The sequence below is a fragment of the Desulfobacterales bacterium genome (assembly GCA_034520365.1).
Taxonomy (GTDB): Bacteria; Desulfobacterota; Desulfobacteria; order Desulfobacterales; family Desulfosalsimonadaceae; genus M55B175.
In genome coordinates, this window is sequence record JAXHNP010000007.1 from 150,055 (window position 1) to 169,398 (window position 19,344).

Sequence of the window (19,344 nt, forward strand, 5' to 3'; positions counted from 1 at the left end):
GATTTTTAAAAATACTATAATTTAAATTTATATCTTAACAAGCGATTAAAATCATTAACATATAAGACGACAAAAAAGGATGGCATAATGAAACAATATGCATATGTGGGCGTTATCCTGCTGGGTTTTTTGATACTGGGCGGATGCTCCGACACCTCAAACAACAATACCACCAATGACATAAACATTAATGCCGCCGGAGATGCGGCAAAGACGACCCGCAAAGAAAAATCATCTATTCCAGACCCCTCATACACAAATTTAATTAATGCCTTTGCCCTATCCGAAAAACTCTTGCCCCATCAAACCATTAATCTGAAATCTTTTGATACGAGACAGCTGGAAAAGGGCTGGCATCATATATCTGACCCAGAACAGGCACGCTGGGCCAAAGGCTTAAAGAGCGATCTGACCTTTCTTTCGCCGATAAAAGCAGACATGGACCTAATAATCTCCTGCCGGCCTTTTATGCCCGGGAAAACCCCCCAACAGACCATCAAGATATCTTTAAATGGCGACTATCTGCTTGAACTCCCCCTGAAACCCTCAAAGCACCAGTATCATGTTTCACTGCCTTCAGACTCTGTCACTACCGGAAAAAACAAACTGCGATTTCAATACAAATATGCCGAAAAGCCTTCAGATCATACCGACTCCAATGACGACAGAAAACTTTCGGTGGCTTTTGATGAAATTCGGCTGAAAACACCGAGCATACCGGATCATTCGGCAATACTACAAAAAAATGAAGATCAGATCCTTCAATCTCCCCATACGGTAATGAATTATTATTATCGCGTCCCCGCCGGTAGTAACCTTGAGGTAGCGGCGGCGCCTCTGAAAAACCCTGTTACGGGCAAAATTCTTATTTCATCCGGAGACAAAGAGACGAAACGCATTGATCTGGCGGTTAAAAAAAATGATTCGGCTTCCAAAAAAATATCTCTTGAACCGTTTGCCGGCCAGATAGTCAAATTTTCATTCTGCATAGCGGATGATGCATCTCAACCCCAGACCCCGACGGAATCAACTCTGAAAAATGGTGTATTATGGTCTAAGCTAAAAATTGACAAAGCAGAAAACGACCTGGATGAACAGACGCCGACGAAAACAGCCCCGCTAAATAAATTCAAAAAAAGCATCCGAAATCTGGATGTCATCTATATTGTTTTTGACGCATTTAATGCGAAGCACTCTAATATATACGGATACAACAGGGATACAACCCCCTTCCTGGCCCAATTATCTAAAAGAGGCATTGTATTTGACCATTTTTTTGCCAATCAGCCATATACCCTGGCATCCACTGCAACCCTACTGACCTCGACCTATTGTGACGAGCACGGTTTGATTCGTCACCAAAACCGGCTTAGTCCAGTGGTTCAAACATTGCCGGAAATTTTGTCTGATCATGATGTGGCATCCTATCTTATCACTGGCCACACCTATTTTAAAGAAACATGGGGGCTTCAACGCGGATTTACAGATGTTTTTTTCGATCTTAAGTATAACAATCAGGCAAATGAAATCCGGAACGCTCTGGAAACAATTTATCAGTCCGCTAATGATCAGACAGCACAAAAATTCATATATCTGCATCTGATGCCGCCACACGCCCCTTACGAACCGCCTGAAAAGTATCAAACTTTTCATCAGGAAAATCATACACCGATATCAGTCAGCTCTGAAACGCTTCAAAAAATTCAAGATAAGGAAATAGAGGCCAGCCAAAGCCAATTAGAACACATAAAAGCCATGTATGACGCAAATATATTATTCGCTGATGCCATTGCGCAAAAAATCGTTGATTTTCTGGAATCCAGGCAATTAAAAGAAAAAACGATTATTTTCTTCACCTCAGATCACGGTGAGGCATTTATGGAACACGGTTTTACTACGCATAATGACTCAATTTATGACGATATGCTCCATATACCGTTTATTATCTCAACACCGGAAAAAATCCAGACAGAGCGTAAAAATATCCCGAACATCGCCAGCATTGTGGATATCAAACCGACTCTTTTGGATATATTCAACATCCGCGCAACAGACAGACTTAAAGGCACCAGCCTTCTGCCGACATTGTTTGAGGAATCGGCAAAGGGCCATATGGACCATATTTACCTTGAAACATTGGCAAGAACCGGGCAGATCGGCATCAGAGATTTGAATTATAAATTGATTATAGCCCCGGACGGCAACGAATTGTTCGATTTACAGAAAGATCCGGCCGAGCAAAACAACTGCTTCAATGAGCGGCCGCTGATAGCCGGCTATTACCTGCAAAAATTGAAAAGATATCAAGATCAAAACGAGAGGGCCGGCACAGGGGGAGACGTAAATATTGAAAATTTGGATGAAAAAACTTTAAACCAGTTAAAAGAACTGGGCTATATAAAATAAAGAAATCTTTATTTCAAAACCAGTTACGCCCTCAAGGGCTTATTAACGGCGTGAATGTAATATTGACCGCCCAACGGCAGCCACTCTAAATAAGGCTCAAACCGGCGCAACGGTTTTAAAAAACCAGGAAAAAAAAGCGTATAACCTGAACTCTTTACCTCCATACCTGATTGTTCGATACCATCAAGCGCGTCTTTTCGTTTTAACAGGCTGGCGTTTTCGTCAAACGGGCACGTATTTACGAAATATTTTGTAACCGGATTCAACGGATTCTGCTCAAAAATAAATAAATCTGCATTGAAATCCATTAAGCTGGCTATTTTTTTTAGCGTTTGGTGCCTCTCATTGATCGGGATATGATGCAGAATCCCAGCGGCCAATACAAGGTCGAATTTCGGCTGGTTTTTTTGAAGTGCCAATTCCGAAACCAAATAAAAATCCGCATAAGGAAAATTTTTCGAAGCGGCGCGCAAACTTTTTACAGATACATCACAGCCGCTAATCTTTGAGTCAGGAAAATATTTTTTTAAGTAGGGAATGCTGCGCCCCGTACCACACCCGAAATCCAGTATTTTTCGGGGGAAAGCCTCGGTTTTGGAAAAAACCTTTGCGATCTTATATTCAGCAAAATAACCGATATCGCGATTTAAAACAGAAAGCTGCTTTTCCAGTAAATCATTATACGTGTCGGCAAATTGATCAAACTCTTCAGGTTTCTTTCTCTCTATCAACAATCTCCTCCACAATAAAACGCGGGCGTTTTTTTACCTCAAGGTATATCTTGCCCAGATATTCCCCGATGATACCAATGGCCAGAATTTGAATCCCGCCTAAAAAAAATATTGGCAGCAGCGTAGAGGCCCAGCCAGGGACAATCATATCTTCAGCAAAAATTGTCAGAGAAACAATCCATATACCGACCCCTGTTGACAGAATGGCAATGAATAAGCCGATAAGCATAACAAAACGCAAGGGGGTGACACTAAAAGAGGTAATCCCATCCCATGCCAATGCCAGCATTCTTTTTAAGTTATATTTGGACCTTCCGCCAGCTCGCTCTTTAATCGAATATGTTATGCTCGTACTCGAAAAACCGAGCGATGGGATAATGCCTCTCAAAAAAACGTGGCTCTCTTCATATTTTTCAAGTGCTTGAATGGCTTTCGCACTCAACAATCTGAAATCGGCATGATTATAAATAATATTAACACCACATAGTTTTAACAATTTATAATATGCTTGAGCCGTATATCGTTTTGAAATTGAATCTGCATGCCTCGAATCCTTTACTCCATAAACAATATCATAGCCATTTTTAAAACTGCCGACCATCTGCTCAATGACACTTATATCATCCTGCAGATCTGCATCAATAGTAACAGCACAATCTATTTTATCAGCAACATAAGACAACCCGGCCATTAATGCCTTTTGCTGGCCGACATTGCCGGCAAGCTTGATACAGCTTACATTTTGATATGTTTGGCTTTCATGCTTTATAATATCCCAGGTATTATCCTTGCTGCCGTCATCTACAAAACAACAGAAGCTGTCCTTAGATACAATTTTAAGATTGATCAGATGATCAAGATATTCAGATAATTGCTTCACCGTGTCTTTGATGACTTCGGATTCGTTATAACAAGGAGAAACAACAGCTAATGCAGGTAAATTCGGGGCATCCGGCATATCTACTCCCTTTGGCTCTGACAAAAACAGTTAGTTAATAAATCATTTGAGTGTTTATTGCTTTTATAAGTGATCACCTTGACCATTCAATGCTAAATTCTTTCCCGGAATTAAATGGGATCGCATCCGAATAGGTCATCCAGCCTTGATTCGATGCATATTTTACAATAAGTTCATATACGCTCTCATCATTGAAGCTGGCTTTTAACCTGCCTGATTGAGCAACCGGATAAACTATTTCCAATCTGCCTGTTTTTTGATTGCGGATCAAAAACTTGTATGACCCTGCGTCATAGGGGCCCAATTGCCATAAATATTTATATCTGTCATTATGCGCAAACCTTACATAGAGATCGGCCTCTTTTCGTATATCACATTTTTTGAGTCTCTTTACAGGCGCTACTTCAGACAGCCCCCTATCGTATTTATAAATTTTTCTATTATATCCCAGTGTATTCTTGGCACTGTAGTTTAAAAAGCATTCATCCGCGAAAATCTCAGGGCCAGCCCCTGATCCCAGCACTTCCTCTCTTAACCACAGCAGGCCGTGATGATGCCAGAAGGGCATTGCCGGCGACAGCAGAATATCTGTCCGGGCGCCGCGCTTTAGCACAAATTCCCCTTCCGCATAAATCCGCTCCATTGCATTCTTTTTTTCAGCCGCTGCCTGCGGTACAACCAGCCCAATATTTATAATAACAAGCATGAGGGGCAGCGCATATATCATAAGCGCCGATTTCGAGTCCGCATATGTAACGGTGATCCAATAGGTAACAGAGATGGCGGCAACTGAAGTAAAAAGATAGGGGAGCAACATATAATGCGAATGACATAAAGATAATACAGGGGCAACAGGCAGCAAAACAATTAGCGCCCAGCATATCCAGAAAAGCTTCCACTGAAACGAACATTTCAAAAAACAAGCGCCGCCGGCCGACATCAAAGCGATAAAAATAACATACTGTGCTGCTTCAGTATAATTTAAATCAAGGAATATGTTTTGAAAAAACATAAAAAATTCATGCAGAGACGGCAGGCTAACGGCCTGTCCATATCCGCCCAAAAATTCCCCTAACATCAAACGGCGCCAAATAATATAAACAATAGCCACCGCCGCAACAGGAAATAAATGCCGAATGCGGCGTTTTAAATCAACCTCGGGAATCATCAGAAAAAACAAACATAAGGGGGCATATATTTCTTTTGCGGTAAGCGCAAGGGCATAAAAAAAGGCGGCCAGAAGGCCCAGTTCCATTTTATCCTTTTTGATTGCATGGACAAAAAAGATAAATGAGATGCAACTAAATATCAGTCCATCCAAATAATGGCGCTTATACAAATGCTGCGAAACATCAAAAAATGGCAAGCTGCATAAAAAAAGCAGAGAAGCAAGAAAAGCCAAAAACGGGGGGAAAAAATGCCTTAAGCCCACATACAAAACAAATATTCCAAGAACAATGGAGCTGAGATGATGCAAATAAAAGGATTCCGGCTTCAAACCGAAAAGATGCCAGTCAATGTCATAAGCAAGGGTAAGCCATGGGGTGAGATTAGAGATGGAGAGCTCCCGCCACACCGATGGATTAAAAAAATATTCAAAAAAACTATATTGCACCGCATGTTTTAGTATGGCCGGATCATCCGCTAGCCACCAAAACTTCAATATATGAGAGCAGAAAAAAAAAACCGCTGCCCCCAGGGCAAAGAGAAAAACGCCGTCAAATAAAAAATTTTTACTAATACCGCTTTTTAACATGGCCGGCAGTCTCAAAAAAAAGGCGCTGCCCGCCCTTTGTAAAGGGAGGGCAAACGCCCTTTCATATAATATACTAAACCTTAACAGATATTAGCGGCCAAGCAGCGCCCGAATAAAACATCCGCTGCTGCCACCGCCGCCGCTGCCACTGTCTCCGCCATTGGAAACGGCGGCCGACAATCCGCCGGGATCAATTATCCGGCCATCCGGTTCATCGATCAGATCGCCGTATCCCCCGTCTTTAAATTTCAATGTAACCGACATGCGGTCCTCACTGAATAAAACCACGTCCTGCTCGACGGATTGTTGATAATCATAGTATTCGCCCCTATTCGGATCAAACGTAAACCAGGAGACATTTTCAGGGATTGGCTCTGAAAAATGAAGCTCTATGGAGACTTCGTCCCCCCTGTTCGGCAGATCCAGAGCAAATTCAATCAATCCGTATAAAAACTCCATTGATGAGGACGCTTGACCAGATGCATATTGCGCCGGATCAACAACCCCGCACTTCTGGACTAAAGTACCTTCCGGGGCCTTGATACCAATCAATGCTTCATTCACGGCCTGATATTTGAGAACCTTAATATTTTCCTCATTGACAGGATTGCCGCTTCCATCAACAAAATCCACACCCAGCGGGATGTCTCTATCATTTTTTACTATATTTTCAATTCTGATGCCATTTTCATATTCAGGTCCCTCTGCAGTTGTGACAAAAGAATGCACCTCGGAAGCAGGAGACCATAAACTGCCGTCATAATGCATGGCCCGCCAGTAATAAGCGGTATTTGGCTCCAGAATCATATCCGTGGGCACAATAATACGGGTTAAGTATTGATGGGTAATTTCGTCATAGACCATATACTGATCATCAAAAATGGGCTCTCCTTCAGCAATCTGCCAGCGCGTTTTCACATGATCGTCCCCGTCTTCATCGCTGAACGAAGAAGTTTCCAGAACCGGCGATACGGGAACATTTAATTCTTTATCTCCAGGCGACTCAAGGGCGGGGGGCTCCGGCGGCAGGTTGTCTTTGGAACCGGTAACAGAAACCTTTACCGCATTAACCGCAACACTCCCGCATGCTTTTGTGGCCGTCAACAGATAAGTGGTGGTCTGCTCAGGGGAAACCTCTGCAGAGCCACTTTCCGGGTCATCTACCTGACCTACCCCGTTATCTATTTCAACCCGTTCAGCGCCGATCACCTCCCAGTATAAGGTTGCGCTTTCACCATAACGAATAGAATGTGAATCCGTTGAAAAATCAGTAATTCCCGGTGGATTGCAGATGGCATTAATTGTCACCGCATTGACCGCATAGCCCCAACTATTGTGGGCGGTCAGCCGATAACGCATCGTTTCCTCAGTCGGCGTCACCCAGACAAAACCGCTTTCCGGGTCCACTTCACCCACGCCGTTATCGATCTCGACCCGGGTGGCGCGCTTCACCTCCCAGGAAAGCTTCACCCGCCCGCCATAATCTATCTCCTGCTTATTGGCTGAAAAATCTTTTATCCCGGGGACCGCTTTATAGCTCATTCGAACCGTCACCGCGTTTACCGCCGAATCATAAGGATTATAGGCGGTCAACCGATAACGCGTCGTTTCCTCAGTCGGCGTCACCCAGACAAAACCGCTTTCCGGGTCCACTTCACCCACGCCGTTATCGATCTCGACCCGGGTGGCGCGCCTCACCTCCCAGGAGAGCTTCACCCGCTCGCCATAGCTTATATCTATTGTTTCCTTGCCATTGGCCAAAAATTCCTTTATCCCGGGTACCTCCTGATAGCTCAGGTGGATGGTTACCCCGTTTACAGCATCCCCGTTCTGGTTATGGGCGGTCAACCGGTAACGCGTCGTTTCTTCCTTCGGCGTCACCCATACAAAACCGCTCTCCGGGTCCACTTCACCCACACCGTTATCGATCTCAACACGATTGGCATTGTTGACTTCCCAGGAAAGTTTTACCCGTTCGCCATAGACTATGTTGGTCGTTTTCTCTCCATTGGCCAAAAACTCCTTAATTCCCGGCACATTGTCGTTTGAGCCCCCAGCCCCCGGTTCTACGACAATATATTTTTCGGCCCGATTCCCGCAGCTGTTTACTGCAATTAATTGATATTCTGTTTTTTCAGTTATTGAGTGTTTAATCGTGCCGTTAGGCGGCAACCCCGCGTCAAGTTTATATGTTCGGTTAATAATAATATTTACACTGTCCGCGCCGGTGGTTTCCCAGGAAAGAACAACCTGGCCGGGCTTCTCCTGCTTTGAAGAAAAATCCGAAATTTCCGGGGTTCCGCAGGTGCCATCGCTTACATAAACAGTCACCGCTTTGCTTGATGTGGCGCCACAACTGCTCTCTGCCGTCAGCGTATAGCGCGTTGTCTGCGTCGGTTTCACAGATTTTGAACCACCCGAGCTGCTGACAGACCCCAGTCCGATGATCTGTGCGGACACGGCATTGCTTATCCGCCAGGAAAGGGTGGCGCTGCCACCCTGGGAAATGGATTTCGGCTCAGCGGAAAAACTGATATTCGGAGAACTGCAGGTTGACGTAACACTAACATACTCTTCTGCGACGGCTGGCGCGCATTGGTCTACGGCAGTGGCTTCTAATATATAATAGGTGCTCTGAGACGGATATACCGTAGTCTGGCCTTTAGGTGACCCATTACTGACAATTGTTGTAGAAACCATTTTCCCCTCGCGAATGGAGACGCTGTCGGCGTTTTTGACATCCCAGGAAATGGTTACTGGCTCACCGGATTCAATATCCGTGTTTGGAGACGCACTGAAATCTTCTACGTCAAGGTCTATGCAATCCGGCCGCACCGTCACCGTGGTATCAAAACTGCAAAAAGGGATATCGCTTGTTGCGCTGGTTTCAGCCCGTTCCACTTCAAAATCAGCACTGCCGGTCTGTTGGGCGGCAAAAGAAAGCTCCCTCGAATTCGCCGCATCAAAGCTCAAGCGAATGGGGTTTTCTGTCCCGTCGGCGTATGTCACCAAGGATCCATCATAGTGGACCAAAAGATCAATGCCGCCGGTTTGAGAATCATCAATATAATCAACGGTGATATTAAACGTCTCTTCCACTTTCACCTCGGCGGAATCCGGGGAAAGTTTCACCACCTGCTTTTCCACTTGAGCATCCGTACAGGGATCATAGCCATCATGTGCTGAGTCACCCGGATCGCCCGGATCATCCGGATCAGTCCCGTTTCTGCATTCATCAAGATCGCTATAGCCGTCCTGATCGCTGTCTTTTTCGGGGTCACAGAACGTGACTTCACCACCAACAACCGCGCCCCCGGCATCATAGTCGGCAGGGGATATCAGCGTCCCGGGCGAGGCTTCGCCGCTTGTTAACAGATCAATGCGCTTGGCTGTATCATAGCCGGCACTGGCATTGCTGATTTCCGAGGGCGCAATGGAAATAGGATATGAACCGTCGGCCGCCCCGGAGGCCAAACTCACCCTAAGGGTCATTATGGTTTTTGAATCGGCGGCTGACGCGCCATTGGCACTCGCAGCGGCAACCATCAGGCCGGAACTGATTTTATGGGACTGGATAACCTCAAAAAATTGGGTATCCACCCGGACATCCAGGTCACTTGGATATTCCAGCGTAAAAGCAGCGCCAGCCAGCGATTCCGGATCATCCACAGTCACAGGAATCGTTAATTCATCACTTACCTCCCCGCAGCCGGCACCCACTGTCAACTGCTGGGGGGCAGCCAGCACGGCTGCCGGCACCATCAGCATCAAGCTTAATACCGCATATATTAAAACAGTTCGATATTTGGAAAACATATAAGGCTCTCCCGTTTATGTATTTTAGCTACATCGATTATGTCTGGATATAGCTTTTTTATAACGTTTTTTAAGTTTGTGGTTTCTGTAAACGCCATTGATGCGAACCTCATAAAAATCACATCAGTGCTTATTATTCTTCATTATATCAAATTCAAATTTTGAATGGCAACCTATATCATGATTATCTCAAGGTGCTTGACTTCAGGATTGCATCCCAATTCTTCACAAATTTTCAAAATTTCTTTTTTTTGTTCATTTCGGTTTGTCTTAAATGAAATAATCACCTCTTGGATGCCCATATGATTGACAAGGTGCTTAAAATGCCGGATATCGCCATATACCGGATAGCCGTATATTTTTTTCCCTTTAAGCTTTGGATTGTCGTCAATAAACCCCTTAATCGTTAAGCCTAATGCGCTATTGTTTTCGATTTCCCTTACAGCCATCTGACCGCCTATGCCGGCGCCATAAATCAAGATGGGTTTGCCCTTACCATTGGCTTTGGAAACGCGTTCATCCAATAATTTGAAAAAAAAGCGGGAAAAGGTAAGGAGTATCATCATAATTCCCCAATAAATGACAAACACAGCGCGGGAAAAGTACTGAAACCGGTATAGAAACAGCAGCACCAGAATAGCCGCCACAGTGCCCGCCGTAACCCCTTTCAAATATATTACCATATCACCAAGGCGGGCGCCTTTCCATATATTCTGATACTGACCAAAAAGATAAAACGCCGAAATCTGGCAGGCGAACATGATCGGCAAGGATTTTAGAAAAAAATTAAAATCCGGACCGATATCCCCTTCAAACCGCAGCAGATAGGCCGCATAATACGCCATGGTAATCAACAGCAGGTCAAATACGATAACTAAAAGCGTCTTACCATAATCGCCGACCCCCGGATTGGAAAAGCGTTCAGCTGTCTGTTCAACCTGCCTCTGTTTATAGACATCCACATGGCCCAGATAAACCCAGAAAAGCAACACCAGCAGCAGATAAAGAGCAATAATAAAAACACTGATAAAAATGTTCAGGGGAATAATAAGAAGGGCGATCACACCCGAGAGAAAGGCAAAAAGGTATAGCACAAGCACGGCACGGGGCTCGGACAGACCAATGGCAACCATCCTGTGGGAAGAATGATCCGTTCCGCCCTGGAAAATTGAGCGCGCCTTCAGCTTGCGCATAAAGCTAACAAATCCTGTATCCAGAATAGGCACAAACAAAATAAGCATGGGAATGAAAATAACGGATAATTGATTGAAAATGCTGCTGTGATAAGCTTCCCCCGGCTGAATGGTAATCATCATGCTGGATAGGATAAACCCGATAAACAGACTCCCCGCATCTCCCATGAAAATAGATGCCGGATGAAAATTGTAGATTAAAAAACCCGCGATGCCGCCAAGATAAGTTAAAATAAACAATTGCTGTGCCTGCTTATGAGCAACCAAGGATGGCTCAAGAATCAGCCATAGCAAGAAAAAGCAGCCAGAAATCATGGCGATGCCCGCAGCCAGACCATCCATATTGTCCATTAAATTAAAGGCGTTTGTAACGCCCACAACCCAGAAAACACTCACCAGCTGATTGGCTGTCATGGATTCAAACCATTGCACCTGGAACCCGAAAAGCACCAATACGGAAGCAATGACCACCTGCCCGATCAGCTTATACTGTGGATTAATCTCAAAAATATCATCGAATAGCCCTAATAAAAAAATCCCGCTTCCAGCAAATGCAATCGGGGCTACAGGCTGAACGACAGAATAAAAATCAAAAAAATAAAAGCTGGAAAAAAGCCAGGCCCCCATCATGCTTACAAAAATAGCAACACCGCCAAAAAGCCCCGTCTTTTTCGTGTGCCACCGATCCATCCGGGGACTCGCCACGCAATTCGCTTTCACAGCTAAGCACCTGATAACGGGAGTGAATACAACGGACAGGCCGAAGGAGAGTGCAAAAGCAATGCTATGTAACCCAAATAACTGCATAATCCCGCTAAATACAATATTCAATCACGCTGTTAATAATGGCACACAGGTCTTTTTCCGGTCTAAATCCCAGCAGCGCATGGATTTTAGAGATATCCGGCAGGCGGCGCTGCATGTCTTCAAAGCCTGACCCGTAAGCCCGGTCATAAGATAAATACTCGATGGCGGACGAACTGTTGGTCAATTCTTTGACTTTGTGGGCAAGCGCCTCTATGGTAATTTCTTTCTGGCTGCCAATATTGTACACATTGCCCAACGCCTTCTTTTCATTCATTAATTGTATTAACACCTCAGCAACATCAGAAACATGGATAAAGCTTCTTGATTGCTGGCCGTCCCCGTAAATAATAATCGGCTTTCCAATCAGTGCCTTTTGGACAAAACTGGGAAGCACCATACCATATTGTCCGCTCTGCCGGGGGCCAACGGTATTAAACAAACGGGCAATCACCACCGGCAATTTTTTCTCTTCATAATAAGCCAAAGCCAAAAACTCGTCAAAAGCCTTTGAGCAGGCATAAGCCCAGCGTCTTTTGGTGGTTGCGCCCATCAACCGGTCCGCCTCCTCATGAAGCGCACATCCCCCATTATCCTCCATAATTTTGCCATAAACCTCGCTTGTTGAAGCGATCAGGACCGTTTTTTTATATTTATTGGCAATCGAAAGCACCATTTCAGTTCCCTTGACGTTGGTTTCAAGGGTTTCAACAGGCCGATTCATAATTAACTTGACGCCTACAGCGGCCGCCATATGATATATATGATCGCATTCAGCAATAAGCTTCTCCATCAGCGATTGATTAAAAATTGTATCCGCGTTGAAATGAAAATTGGGATTGTCCTGGTGATGACGAATATTTTTCATGCTTCCGGAACTTAAATCATCAACCACATATACTTCGTGGCCCATCTCTATTAGCTTATCTGCCAAATGAGAGCCAATAAACCCTGCACCGCCTGTAATAAGTATTTTCATATCAACCAACCTTTTGATTGCTTTGCCACAAGTTCATTTTTTGATATTGCCCCCCCTACGTTTCATCCAGCAAGATACGATGCAAAAGCTGCAATTCATTACTTGAAATCTGCAATGCCGACGAAGTGAGATTATAGACTGTCCACTCCACACAATTCATATTCCAGCTCGGAAAAAAAGGATTCTATTTGTTGGCCAAAACTATTGGCATTAAAATCATGGCTACGCGTATAAGCTGCAGCAGCCATATTTTCATACTTTTTCCCATCTTTTATAAGTTCTAACGTATACTGTTGTAATTGGAAAATATTTTGAAATCGAAACCCATTTTGGCCGTGCCTTATAATTTCTTTTTGTCCGCCGCCATCAAACACCACCGGCACGCATTTGTTTTGCATCGCCTCCACTGTGGTCATTCCAAAATGCTCAATCAAATGCGGGCTGGTCTCATTCAGCCCGCATGCATGCCAAAAGATCGAGGCGCGGGCGTATAAATCCTTCAATACCTGATGACTCACATCCGGCATCAATTCAATATCTTTGCACTGGCGGACTTTATTCTTTATCTCTTGATAATATGAATTTTTCGGAAAATTCCCGCCTGCCAGACAAAGCCGCCAGCCATCCAGCAATTCCGGATTTTTCGCCTTCAAATCGAGGAACGCATTTATCATTTCAATCTGTTTTTTGCTGCCACCCACCTCAAAACGGGCGACGGATAAAATGATTTTTTCCTTTTCCGTTTCGCAAACATCGCCATTATACATATCAACCGGGGGGTATATGCGGTGCGTGGGCGCCAGCCCCCATCGCTTTTTTAGCCAAAGCCCCGTGTAATCCCCATTGCTAATTAAAAAATCATATTTATCGACCTGAAAAAAAGCCTCCCTGTCTCGGTCCGGAAAATGACAAACAAAGACGCTCAACGGGGAGAGCGGCCGCACCTTACCCAGCATATTGGCGTTTATAAATATATCGTAATCGACGCTTTCTTTGCTGATTATCTCAAAAGGATTGGTTTCTTCATTGATAACCATGCCTTCATCAATAAAATAACGGCCCCGTGCCTCAAAAAATGGAATTTTCAACACTTTCAGGCGGCAGCCGGACAAATTAAGACCAAACCATTCCCGGTATTTTTCAAGACTTATATCTTTATTGGCAATATAGGTAATATCAAATGTATCCTGAAGCATTTCAGCCATAGTCGCCACATATCTTTGTCCCCCGCCGGCAAAATGAAAAGCATGATCATAGATACCAATACGAATGCTGCGAAATTGAAGCAGCAGTTCCAAGCGGGAAAAAAAATGATAGGCCTTAAGCGGACCATATACCTCTTGGACAATTTGCTTAAGGCGATCGAGCACCCTGTTAGAAATGGCCGCTTTATTCGAGATAACCAGCTTTCTTGCTGCCTGCAGCACTACCCGATAAAGGTTTTTCTTCTCACCCTTTAGAAAGATATGGGATTGGCGTATACCGGCAGGCAATTTTTCCGGGATATGCTTGGCCATGCAAAAGAGCCGATTCCTGGAACAAAAATATTCGCAGAGAGCCGAACTGGCAGAGCCCTGGTATTTATGAAGAACTTCGCTTTTGGGGGCATAAAAAATTTTCCATCCGTTTTGCCGGCATCGAATGCTATAGTCTACATCCTCACAGTACATGATAAAATCTTCATCAAAATCGCCGACATCGGCTATGCACGCCATCCTGAGAAAGACAGCGCCACCTGAGAAATATTGAAGCTCCCGCACTTGATCGTATTGGCCCGAATCCTTTTCATCAAACCCGATATCCCGGAAATAGAAATCTTCGACCTCCTCCACCCCCGCACTGTTGATTCGTCCGTTTTCCATAAAACGGATTTTGCTCTGCACGGCGCCGATATGTTCATCCGGCAGGAACATTTCCATGGCAGATAACAGCCAATTTTTTTCAACCGTCATGTCATTATTAAGCAGGGCCACAAAATCCCCTTCAGCCTTCTGAATCCCTAAATTTAAGGCTTTAGCGAAATTATTGCGGTCGTTCTTAATAATTTTGACCTCCGGAAAACGGGATCCGACAAAATCCATTGAATTATCTGTTGAACAGTTATCAACCATGATAATGTCCACATTAAATGGCCCCGAATCCATATCCCTTAAAGATTGCAAACATCGTTCCAAGTATTGGAGGCCATTAAAATTGACAATGACCACTGAAATTTGTTTCTCCAACCCCATGATTGAACAGTTAACTCCTTCACTTATTGCCGGCGATACAACACATCAGCCATTTTTTAGCACCTCATTTAATAACTCCTGCTTAATATTGGCTATCTTCTCTTTCACCATCTGCATATCAGCATCATGGTCCGCCGCCTGATCAGGCAGTCGTTTAGAGGAAACCGGAGAAATTTCCTGGTCTGCATTCAAGGACTTTGGGGCCTGGTTTTTCTGGTTATCCGGGGAATTCACGTCTTTTGTGAAAAACGAGTCATGATGGCGCTTGCGCCCGCCGTATTTTCGCTTGATATGCCGGATTACCCCGAAAACCCCTTTATCCAAATAAATCTTTCCGGCTGAAATAAATTTTAAATAAACTTTTCGACGCCTCGAAGTATCCGGAAAAATAATATTGGCCCAGCGCCGGAAGCCCTCCACCAGCCGCCAGGCAAATGAGTGTCGAATTATAGCCAATTCAGTCTCTATATCACCGAGGATCGCATCCTTCTCAGCCGCCATATCTTCCAGACTAATGATGCGATGCCTCCTGTCCTCTGCAACTGCCGTCAACCGGTCGATTTCATTTTTCTGATAAGTATCGGTCGCCTTGAATTCATTCAGGCTTTGGTTTAAAATATCAATGGTTTTTTGTTTGGATGCCTGATCCGCAGTCAGTGTCTGAATTTTTTCATTTTGAATGTTTTGTTCTTTTTCCAGGCTGGCTGTGCAGGCGCGCCCATCTTCCAATTCCTTTTCCAAATTGTTTGCACGCGCCCGCTGATCTTCCAATTCCCTCTCCAAATTGCCGGCGTGCGCACGTTGATCCGTCAGTTCTTTTTCAAGATTGGCCGCATGTTCCTGTTGGTCAGTCGCAAATGCTTCGAGATTTTTTACATGATTTTTCCGATCCGCCTCCGCGGCCGATAGCTTCTCAATTTCCGACTCTTTTTGGACATTAGCCACCTCAAGTCGATCTATAAAACCTTCCCAAAATTGAAACAGCGACGCGGATGAATCCACCAAAAAATAGCTGTCGGGTTCTTGGGGAAGCGGTCCATTAGATGCCATAACCAAAAAAAAGCCTGCCTGGAAAGGGGTGCCCGAAATTTCTGCACTCCGCTTTATATCGGCATTCCAGGTATTCTGCGTTATTTCCGATGCATCTTCAAAAAGCGCAGATAAAACAGATACCGGATAAACATTTTCCTCCCAAACGCGCACATTTTTAAAACGCTCTGCCAGCAAAGTCCGCCATCCGTTAAAATCCAACTCCTGGTGGGGGCCGGCCCGCTGACTGAATGATTGCGGGGGATGAACGGAAAGGATTAAAACACCATTTTTATCAAGCCGGTTTTGGATCTTATCTAATCCCCCCGCACCGCTTTGCTGCCAAAACTGATTAAAATCAAAACAGGCAATCAGCTGATAAAAGTCCTTTTCTTGGTCATTCGGGGAGTCCAAAAAGGTTGAAACGAATCTTAAATTGTCTTTTACATACATAGCCCCGGCCCGGCTGACCCAAAGACTATCCAGATCCGTGCCGACAACATAACGCGCTGCCGAAGTCAGTAAGTAACAGCCGCTGCCATCGCCGCAGGTGACATCCAAAACATTTCCGCCGTCACAAAGAAACCGGGCAAATTGATAAAAATGCTGGCGTTGATAATCCCTGATAATCAGAAATTTCTCAGCATCCCTGAGTTCCAAATCCAAGTCCTGCTGCGCCTGCTTCTGGGCCTTTGAAACAGACGGGGATTTCACGAGATGCGCATACCGCTTGTGAATCACTTTGATTGTATCGGAAAACGCGATTTTCTGTTCTGACTTGGATTGCTGGGGCCCTTTTTTTACCCGAAATTCGGCTGTGGTTTTGGCCACATGCTGAAAATCATGGTCAAGTGAGGCCCGAATCCACATATCCCAATCTTCATGAACGGCTAAGCGTTCATCAAAATATCCGATTTTATCAAGCAAATCCCGGCGGTGAAGAATATTTAGCGTGGGGATATAATTGCTAATCAGCAACTTATCCCGATCAAAATCATAACTGTACCGCACCCGCTTTTCAGTGGGGACATATCGATCTGTAATCCAGTTCATCACCACCTGGTTTGCATCTGTATAAGCAAATTGATAGTCGGAATATTGCAGGGCATGGACTAATATTTCCAGATGCTGCGGATAATAAATATCATCATCATCCAGGTATGCGATATAAAGCCCGCGCGACGCCCGTAGGCCCGTATTTCTGGCGGCGGCCACATCTTTTCTTTGCTCATGGGTCAAACAACGAATCTTGCCATCCGTATTGAGGGCATCAATGACCGGCGCCACATCCTCGCCGCCATCGTTTACCACTATAATTTCAAAGTCCTGAAAAGTTTGCGCCAAAACGCTCTCCACGGCATAATACAAGTCATTCGGTCGATTATACGTGGGGATGATGACGCTAACCTGCGGGTTTGTATCCGGCGTATGTTTTTTCTCTAAGTGAAATTTGTCGTGCTGGTTCTGAAGGTATTCCTGCCATTCAGCGTACAGCCCTTGATTCTCATGTTCATAGACGGAAAAAAGGCCATTTTGATCTATTTTAGAAGAATTGACCAAATAAAAGGCCTCCGCATAAACGGCAGATTCAGAAAGCGTCATACTCCGGAATCTGTTTAAGCCCTGGGTCAAATCCAAAAAATTTTTTTCCCGCAGCTGAGATTCATATACGCCAATCGCTTCGTACTTTGCCTCAGCTACAGCCGTAATATCTACCAGGCAATTGACTTTCAGCGGCTGATTAACTTCATAAAAAGCTATATCAAAATCAAAGCGGCAGCATAGACTAAGCGCAAACACTAAAAATGCGGCGGCACGATGGTCCGGATGGAACTCAAACGGCGAGGGGGCATATACCAATTCGGGGCGCCAGGCCGCAAACAGAGAAGAGAGTTTTTCCAATGCCCGGGGCGTCTCTGCCAGCGAGCGGTCCGCAAAAGACCAAAATTCACGGTCTCCGATTCCAAGCCGGCTGCATGCAGCTATAGCCTCCTGCCGCCTTACCGCCATATATGCTTCAGGTTCATCTTGCCCGGAAAAATCACCCTTTGCCCCATCAGTCAAAAAAACCACTTTCACCGAATCGCCGGCTTTCACATGACGAATCAAGCTTCCGCCACACCCCAGTGTTTCATCATCCGGATGCGGGGCCAAAACGAGCACCCGTTTACCGGTCAGATCGGTTTCCTGGTATGGTACCAGCACATCTTCAGATAACATGATGCGCCTCCGGGCAATTCTTTATATATTTAAATCCCACTGATGCTCCATGTAAAAGCAACCATATACCTCCGGCCGTTTATAAATTTCAAGCTCGGCCGAAAGCTTGCGGTCGTAAATATGCATCGCATATTCATCCAGAAGATATACCACCGCCTTATATGTGCCGTTAACTAATTTGATATCCGGAAAAGCCATTTTTACTTGAGTAAAACTGTTGATCCAAATAGGGGGATAACCGTCCCCTTTCGTGGTAACAACAAAAAGGCCTTCTCCCGAAGGGTTTTCAAATCCAATACCCACATGGCACTGCACTTGCCGTGAGCTGGAAATGGTCACAGACACGCAAACATCTTTACCGCATGCTGTCTTCTGAACAATCTCCCCATTGTAATTCTGGACTTCAACCCGATCGATCTTTACCGGCGCGGTGGCATCATGCTGATGCTCGAGTTTTTGCGCCTCCTGCTGCTGGCACCATTTTTCATAGGCAATCACAACTTGATCGGTGAAGCCCATCCTTTGAATTTTACCACTATTTAACCACATGGTACGATCACATAATTCAGATACAAAATACATGCTATGGCTGCAAAAAATAATGGTTTTATTTTTCCGCCGAAAGCTCATTATGCGATCCACACATTTTTTCTGAAAATTCTGGTCGCCGACGCTTAACGCCTCATCAATGATCAAAATATCGGGGTCCACGCTGGTAGCAATGGAGAAAGCCAACCGAACATACATCCCGGAAGAATAGGTTTTGACCGGCTGATCGATAAATTCTTCAAGACCGGCGAAGCTGATAATTTCATCCTCAATGGCTTGGATTTCTTCGTGTTCCAGGCCCAGCAGGGTCGCGTTCAAATAAATATTCTGACGACCCGAAAATTCGGGATGGAACCCCGCCCCCAACTCTAAGAGGGCGGCTACCCGGCCATTAATGGAAAGGCTGCCCTCCGAGGGCTGCAGGGTTCCGGCCAGAATCTTAAGCAACGTGCTCTTGCCCGCCCCGTTATTTCCTATTATACCGAAAGCTTCGCCGCGATCTATGCTGAAAGAAATACGATCCAGCGCATGAAAGGCTTTATGAAAAGGACGCCTTAGGATCAATTCTTTTAGGCGATCCACGGGCTTGGCATAGAGCCGGTATTGTTTTGATATATTCTGTGCGTCTATGTCTAACATCGAAATGCCAAAATGATTTTTTTATCCGGCGAT

At 44.9% G+C, this 19,344-nt stretch carries 10 protein-coding genes; 1 reads left to right on the plus strand and 9 read right to left on the minus strand.

Going from position 1 to position 19,344, the window contains the following annotated elements:
* The first annotated feature begins 678 nt into the window (after window positions 1–678).
* Window positions 679–2,406: a sulfatase gene (locus U5L07_14940; protein MDZ7833042.1), complete on the plus strand. Its 1,728-nt coding sequence runs from the start codon at window positions 679–681 to the stop codon at window positions 2,404–2,406.
* 23 nt (window positions 2,407–2,429) lie between these two features.
* Here U5L07_14940 and U5L07_14945 read toward each other — a convergent pair whose 3' ends face one another.
* The 9 genes from U5L07_14945 to U5L07_14985 all read right to left on the minus strand — a co-directional run bounded on the left by U5L07_14945 (window position 2,430) and on the right by U5L07_14985 (window position 19,311).
* Window positions 2,430–3,137, minus strand: a complete 708-nt coding sequence (locus U5L07_14945; protein ID MDZ7833043.1) for a class I SAM-dependent methyltransferase — start codon at window positions 3,135–3,137, stop codon at window positions 2,430–2,432.
* Window positions 3,115–4,095 (minus strand): glycosyltransferase family 2 protein, encoded by a 981-nt coding sequence (locus U5L07_14950; GenBank protein ID MDZ7833044.1) that lies wholly within the window; start codon window positions 4,093–4,095, stop codon window positions 3,115–3,117. Before U5L07_14950 ends, U5L07_14945 begins: the two co-directional genes overlap by 23 nt.
* A gap of 73 nt (window positions 4,096–4,168) precedes the next feature.
* Complete coding sequence (locus tag U5L07_14955) at window positions 4,169–5,851, minus strand: hypothetical protein (protein MDZ7833045.1); 1,683 nt, start codon at window positions 5,849–5,851, stop codon at window positions 4,169–4,171.
* 90 nt (window positions 5,852–5,941) lie between these two features.
* Window positions 5,942–9,667 carry a choice-of-anchor U domain-containing protein gene (locus U5L07_14960; GenBank protein ID MDZ7833046.1) on the minus strand — a complete coding sequence of 1,242 codons (3,726 nt, stop codon included), beginning with the start codon at window positions 9,665–9,667 and terminating at the stop codon, window positions 5,942–5,944.
* Window positions 9,668–9,840: 173 nt separating this feature from the next.
* Window positions 9,841–11,691, minus strand: a complete 1,851-nt coding sequence (locus U5L07_14965) for a hypothetical protein (protein ID MDZ7833047.1) — start codon at window positions 11,689–11,691, stop codon at window positions 9,841–9,843.
* On the minus strand, window positions 11,675–12,643 hold the full coding sequence (locus tag U5L07_14970) for a GDP-mannose 4,6-dehydratase (GenBank protein MDZ7833048.1): 969 nt from the start codon (window positions 12,641–12,643) through the stop codon (window positions 11,675–11,677). The genes U5L07_14965 and U5L07_14970 overlap by 17 nt, the downstream gene beginning before the upstream one ends.
* A 131-nt stretch (window positions 12,644–12,774) precedes the next feature.
* Complete coding sequence (locus U5L07_14975; GenBank protein MDZ7833049.1) at window positions 12,775–14,874, minus strand: glycosyltransferase; 2,100 nt, start codon at window positions 14,872–14,874, stop codon at window positions 12,775–12,777.
* A 45-nt stretch (window positions 14,875–14,919) separates the two neighbouring features.
* Complete coding sequence (locus tag U5L07_14980; GenBank protein MDZ7833050.1) at window positions 14,920–18,123, minus strand: glycosyltransferase; 3,204 nt, start codon at window positions 18,121–18,123, stop codon at window positions 14,920–14,922.
* Window positions 18,124–18,144: 21 nt separating this feature from the next.
* Window positions 18,145–19,311, minus strand: a complete 1,167-nt coding sequence (locus U5L07_14985; protein MDZ7833051.1) for an ABC transporter ATP-binding protein — start codon at window positions 19,309–19,311, stop codon at window positions 18,145–18,147.
* Window positions 19,312–19,344 lie beyond the last annotated feature (33 nt).